Below are 3,374 nucleotides of genomic sequence, written 5' to 3'. Positions count from 1 at the left end.
GAACTCATCGACTTCCATGGCGGCTGGTCCAATGTCATGGACGTGACAATCGCCACGATGGAATGGGTGGCGTGGTATAACACCGAAAGGATACATTCTTACTGCGGGAACATTCCCCCGCGCGAGTACGAGGAAGCGTTCCACCGGTCACGCGGCACAACGGCCCAGACCGGCTGAGAACCAACGACCCGAGCCTCCAGCATCGCCGGGGCGGTCCAGAAGGTGGTGCAGGAGATGCTCGGCCATTCCAGCACCGTGTTGACCGCCGAGGAGCCGGTGAGGCTGCGACGGGCGATCGTTATGGTGATGTCGGGCGCAGAGGCAGCTAGTGCCCGATATCGCGCATCTGCTGGACTGCTCGCTGGAATACTTCGCGCGGTCTCATCCACGACTTCAACGGCGATGTCGGCAGGCCCATCGTCGGCTTGTTCGCCCATCCACCCGCGTCCTGGCACTTGAACCCGGTCTCCGACCAGAACCGGTCCCTACCTCAGCGGCCTCGCTGCTGCCGATGCCACACCCCGTCGGACGCCGTGATCTCGACCGCGTCGTCAGGACACGTCCTGCAGACCGGCATGGCCCATGAGTCTTGATGATCACGGGTGACATCAGGTCGGCAGTCCGTGCTCCTGGGGAGCCTCAACCCGCCTGAACGTGGTTCGACTTGAGCTTCCCCGGGTTGCGGTCTATTGTCAGGGCAGTCGTACAGGGCGATCGCCCTAGTTGGGAGTCAACGATGGTCTCTCCAGCGGCCGAGCGTGGGCGCGCGGTCCGGGAACGACTGCTGGACGCGGCGGCGGAGCTCATCCCAGAACGAGGCTGGGCGGCGGTGAGTACCCGGATCCTCGCAGAGCGCGCCGGGATGACGCCGAGCGTGGTGCACTACCACTTCCCTTCGCTGTCGAGCCTGCTGAACGAGGCCGTGACCAGCCGGATGCGGGAGTTGCTGGCCGGGCTGAACGATCTGCTGGAAAGCACCCGGTCGCCCGCCGGCGCGATCGAGACGATGCTTGCGTCGGTCGAGGAGTACACCGGCGCCGACGCCGCCTCGCTGTTGTTCGTCGAGGCGTATCTGGCGAGCACCCGCGACGACGAGTTGCGTGAGCGGATCGCCGGGCTGGTCGCCGAGTTCAGACAGCGGTTCGGCGGGTGGTTGGAGCGGCACGGGGTGCCCGCCCCCTTCGAGACCGCCGCCGTGTTGGCGGCCTGCCTCGACGGCGTTCTGTTGCATCGCGGCCTAGGACTGAAGGCAAACGATCCCTCGGGGGTGCTGCGCAGGCTGGTTTCCACACCCCCCAAGGAGAAATGACAGTGCGAACAGTGATCTGCGGCGCCGGAATCAGTGGTCTTGCCCTGGCACACCGGCTCGCCGCTCAGGGCGGCGAGGTCGTGGTGGTCGAGCGGGCCCCCGGGCCCCGGCCCCAGGGATACATGATCGACTTCTTTGGACCCGGGCTGGAGGCGGTCGAGGCCATGGGGCTGCTGCCCGCGTTCGAACGGGCGGCCTACCACTACGACGAGGGGCACCTGGTCGACCGGAACGGTCGCCCCCGCGCCACCCTCCGGACCAAGGCCTTCTCACGCGGCCCGCTGCTGAACCTCATGCGCCCCGACATCGAGGCCGTGTTGCGCGAAAACCTTCCGGCTGAGGTCGAGCTACGCTACGACACGACACTGACCCAGGTCGCCAACCGCACCGACGGCGTAACGGTAACGCTGGAGGACGGCACCGTCCTCCAGGCCGATCTACTCGTGGGCGCCGACGGCATCCATTCGACCGTCCGCCGGCTGGTGTTCGGGCCGGAGGACCACTACCTGCGCTACCTGGGTCTGCACACCGCGGCGTTCACCTTCGATGCGCCCGACGTGCACGCCACCACCAAGCACGCATTCTGCCTCACCGACTCCGTCAACCGGCAGATGGGCTTCTACGCCCTCCGCGACGGCCGCGTCGCCACGTTCGCCGTGCACCACAGCGCCGACCCCACAATCCCGGACGACCCACGGGCGGCGATCCAGCGGGCCTACGCCGGCCTGGGCTGGGTGACACCGCGCGCACTGGAGCAGTGCCCGCCGCCCGAGGACATCTACTACGACCAGGTCGCGCAGATAGAGCTGCCAGAGTGGAGCACCGGCCGGGTCGTCCTGCTCGGAGACGCCGCCTACGCCGTATCGCTGATCGCCGGGCAGGGCGCCTCGCTCGGAATCTCCGGCGCTTTCCTGCTCGCCGACCAGCTCGCGCACGCCCCGACCATCGAGCGGGCCACCGCCGGGTTTCAGCGCCTGTGGCGACCTGTGGTCGAAGACAAGCAGCGCAACGCACGCTCGATGGCCCGCTGGTTCCTGCCCTCCTCACCGACCGATCTACGGCTCCGGCGCGTCATGCTCGGGCTGACCCGAGTGCCCTTCGTCATGGGTTACATAACCTCCATCCTCGCGGGCAAGAACACCAAGCTCGCCGACGTCATGCGCCGGCCGTCCGACACTGCGACCGAGTCGGCGGTCGTGTAGCGCCACGGCTCACGGACCACGATCAATCGTCCCTTCGGGCTGTTGCACCTGCGCCTGGGCGGTTTCCCATGGCTGACGGTCGCGGGCAAGCGGCCGCGAGGCTGGATAGTGATCAACATCGACGCCCGCCCTGAGCACCGCACACTCCGCCAAGCAGGGGGCGGCGGTCACATTCGAGAAGACCTTCGGGCATTACCCCTGGCCGCCTGGTGCACCAGCACCAGGCGAATCACCGGCCAGTCACAGGCGATTCTGCTGCGCAGCGGGAACGCCGGATCCAACACCGTCGCCGGACACATCACGGTGCTGACCGAGGCGCTGCGGGCAGAGTTCCTCAAGGACGCGCTCGTCGCCCTCGATATCGCTGAAAGCCTCAGTGATGGCGCTCGCATGCCGAGCGACAACCGTCTTGACGGCCTCTACCGTCTTGACGGGACGCAGCGACCATGACCGCGTTCGTTAGCTGCCAGGTCCACCGTGCCGAAGCGGTCACCGCCGCGATGGTGTCATCGGCACGTCCCGGGGCTTCGGGGTGCCTTGCAGGGCGATCTTCGAGCGCGGGGTGCCGCCCCCGCTCATACACGATGGCGGGCGTGTGTCGGGGAACATCGCTGGAAAACGAGGGTGACCAGGCCCGATCCGTGCCCGCGAGCAAACATCGAGCAGACACGGGAACGAACCCGGACGAACCCGGCGGGCGGCAAACAGGGCGAAATTTGTGTTTGCCCTGGTCAGGGGTGGTGGGTCGCGTGGGACTCGAACCCACAGCCTACGGATTAAAAGTCCGGAGCTCTGCCAATTGAGCTAGCGACCCGTCGTGCAAGGGTACCGAGATCGCTGGGGGGTTTGCGACGGGGTTATGG

Annotated in this window: 3 protein-coding genes and 1 tRNA gene; 3 read left to right on the top strand and 1 reads right to left on the bottom strand. The window is 67.0% G+C overall.

Annotated elements, in window-relative coordinates; translation table 11 throughout:
* Positions 1–736 precede the first annotated feature (736 nt).
* The 3 genes from E1281_RS38625 to E1281_RS38615 all read left to right on the top strand — a co-directional run bounded on the left by E1281_RS38625 (position 737) and on the right by E1281_RS38615 (position 2,961).
* Positions 737–1,309: a TetR/AcrR family transcriptional regulator gene (locus E1281_RS38625; protein ID WP_131884646.1), complete on the top strand. Its 573-nt coding sequence runs from the start codon at positions 737–739 to the stop codon at positions 1,307–1,309.
* On the top strand, positions 1,306–2,511 hold the full coding sequence (locus E1281_RS38620; RefSeq protein ID WP_207943768.1) for an FAD-dependent monooxygenase: 1,206 nt from the start codon (positions 1,306–1,308) through the stop codon (positions 2,509–2,511). Before E1281_RS38625 ends, E1281_RS38620 begins: the two co-directional genes overlap by 4 nt.
* 108 nt (positions 2,512–2,619) lie before the next feature.
* Positions 2,620–2,961 (top strand): hypothetical protein, encoded by a 342-nt coding sequence (locus E1281_RS38615; protein WP_165959305.1) that lies wholly within the window; start codon positions 2,620–2,622, stop codon positions 2,959–2,961.
* 288 nt (positions 2,962–3,249) lie between these two features.
* Here the strand turns inward: E1281_RS38615 and E1281_RS38610 are convergent.
* Positions 3,250–3,325 (bottom strand) — tRNA-Lys (locus E1281_RS38610).
* Positions 3,326–3,374: the final 49 nt, after the last annotated feature.

This window comes from Actinomadura sp. KC345 (genome assembly GCF_004348515.1).
Taxonomy (GTDB): domain Bacteria; phylum Actinomycetota; class Actinomycetes; order Streptosporangiales; family Streptosporangiaceae; genus Spirillospora.
This window is presented reverse-complemented; position numbering and strand designations above follow the sequence as displayed.

What these genes read in the sequence shown, in the direction of transcription:
- E1281_RS38625 (WP_131884646.1), top strand. Translation starts at nt 737, where the DNA reads ATGGTCTCTCCAGCGGCCGAGCGTGGGCGCGCGGTCCGGGAACGACTG.
- E1281_RS38620 (WP_207943768.1), top strand. Translation starts at nt 1,306, where the DNA reads ATGACAGTGCGAACAGTGATCTGCGGCGCCGGAATCAGTGGTCTTGCC.